At 53.9% G+C, this 1,967-nt stretch carries 1 protein-coding gene and 2 pseudogenes; 2 read left to right on the top strand and 1 reads right to left on the bottom strand.

The features are described from left to right. Window positions 1–313: 313 nt before the first annotated feature. A pseudogene (locus PV433_RS33735) lies at window positions 314–654 on the top strand (hypothetical protein). A gap of 36 nt (window positions 655–690) precedes the next feature. After that, complete coding sequence (locus tag PV433_RS33730) at window positions 691–1,467, top strand: LamB/YcsF family protein (RefSeq protein WP_332076330.1); 777 nt, start codon at window positions 691–693, stop codon at window positions 1,465–1,467. A gap of 182 nt (window positions 1,468–1,649) precedes the next feature. Here the strand turns inward: PV433_RS33730 and PV433_RS33725 are convergent. Then, a pseudogene (locus tag PV433_RS33725) lies at window positions 1,650–1,841 on the bottom strand (hypothetical protein); the annotation flags it as partial. Window positions 1,842–1,967 lie beyond the last annotated feature (126 nt).

The following is a 1,967-nucleotide window of genomic DNA, read 5'->3' as shown; positions in this document are numbered from 1 at the left end:
GAGGACGACCGGTTTGCGACCGTCGAGCAGGCTACTCGTTGGAACCGATTGAAAAAGAAGCGGACTACAGCTAGCGCGGAGCAAACGGTTGTGCTTGAAAAGCGCTTGGACGTGCCGGGCAGAAAAGGGTTCAATTCCGCGGGTCACGCGGCATATCAGCATTTATTTCGGTTCTTCTGCTCCCGACAATAATACCGGTATAATATTGCATAACCAGGGTCGTCTCGAAGTCATTGCAGATAACGATCGTGTGGGCCCTATATGGTGTAGGCTTACTCCGAGCAGCCTGCATTTACTTGACGGTAGGAAGCGGATGGCTTACTTATCGCCGCAGTCCGACCGGATGGGGTACCGGGTTAAGAGAAGTCCGCTCCTGCTGCGGGAAACGATCTCGTCCGCCGTGACCTTCGGAACCGTCCAAGTGCATCCTGACGGCAATCCGATCATGGTATGGCGGATCATCAGACAACAGGCGGCTATTCGAAAATAGCGCAAGTCATCTCGGCGGATTTACCGCTGCTGGCGCAGACGAATTTGGGCGGGAAAGTCAGCTTCCGGCTCGTGTCGCTGCGGACAGCAAAGCAAAAACACGTGCAGCAGCAGCTTGCTGTGCACAAGCTCCGTCGCGGAATGGAGCAAATGGCCCGTTCATGACGAGGCGATCCTATCGATCGAGAAAGGGAGAGAATGATGTACATTGTAGATTTGAACTGCGATATGGGAGAAAGCTTTGGAGCTTATTCGATGGGCAGAGACGCCGAGGTTCTGCGGTATGTCACTTCCGCCAACATCGCTTGCGGCTTCCATGCCGGCGATCCGGCCACGATGCGTCGTACCGTCAAGCTGGCTTTGGAGCACGGCGTCGCGCTGGGCGCCCATCCCGGGCTGCAGGATCTGATCGGCTTCGGCCGCCGGGATATGGATATATCGCCTGAGGAAGCTTACAATATCGTCGTCTATCAGATCGGCGCGCTGTCAGGCTTTGTGCGGGCGGAAGGCGCGAAGCTCCAGCATGTGAAAGCGCACGGCTCGCTGTACAATATGGCGGCCCGCAACAGGGGGCTGGCCGAAGCGATTGCGGAAGCAGTGTACCGTTTCGATCCCGAGCTGATTTTATTCGGTCTCGCGAACAGCGAGCTGATCCAGGCGGGCCGGAAGGCCGGTCTACGGACGGCAAGCGAAGTGTTCTCCGACCGGACGTATCAGGAGGACGGGTCGCTTACTTCCCGCCGACTGCCGAATGCGCTCATCACCGACGAACAGCAATCGGTCGACCAAGTCGTCCGGATGGTCAAGGAAGGCAAAGTTTTGTCCCAGCAGCAAATCGACGTTCCGATTCAAGCCGATACGATATGCATTCACGGCGACGGGACTCACGCGGTCGCATTTGCCGAACGCATACGCCGTTCGCTGGAGGAAGCAGGAGTGCTTGTACAAGCGGCCGGTGCCGGGAAACGAAAGTTATAAACGGCAAGGAGAGTTAACGGAAGCACCGCCCCCTGACTGTCGACGCTGGCTGTCGATGCGATAAAGGGCAACTGCGGACTTGCGGACCTGGCCATCGTAAGGGCCATCGTCGGACGAGGCCCCGAAGTGATTATAGAAACCGGGCTGAAAAAAGCGATTTGGAAAGAGGAGAACATCCGGCGTTACAAAAATGTTATGGTCACGAACATTGCCGTTGAAAGTGAATATTTATCCACCATTTTTAGTAAATAATTTCGAAATTCTTCAACATAGGATTGGGGCTCTACGATTTTTAGGTTCGTGCCGAAACTTGCTAAAAGTTGAAATCCGATACTGGTTTGAGGAACGCGGATTGTTGCCAATAAAAGTTCAGCCTGAATTTCGAAAGCCCATAATCTTAGAACTGAGTAGTTCATCAGTAGAATACAATCTGTAAATAACAGGAAAACAACCTAGTGCACAAAGCATAGGTAGGGAAAACGGATAGTTTTTCCCCCTCC

Origin of the sequence: Paenibacillus sp. GYB004 (assembly GCF_036577605.1) — a bacterium.
Lineage (GTDB): Bacteria > Bacillota > Bacilli > Paenibacillales > NBRC-103111 > Paenibacillus_AB > Paenibacillus_AB oceani.
The sequence above is the reverse complement of the archived record's forward strand: the minus strand, read 5'-3'. Positions and strand labels throughout refer to the sequence as shown.

Excerpts from the sequence above, each read along its gene's own strand:
- PV433_RS33730 (WP_332076330.1), top strand. The coding sequence starts at position 691 with ATGTACATTGTAGATTTGAACTGCGATATGGGAGAAAGCTTTGGAGCT.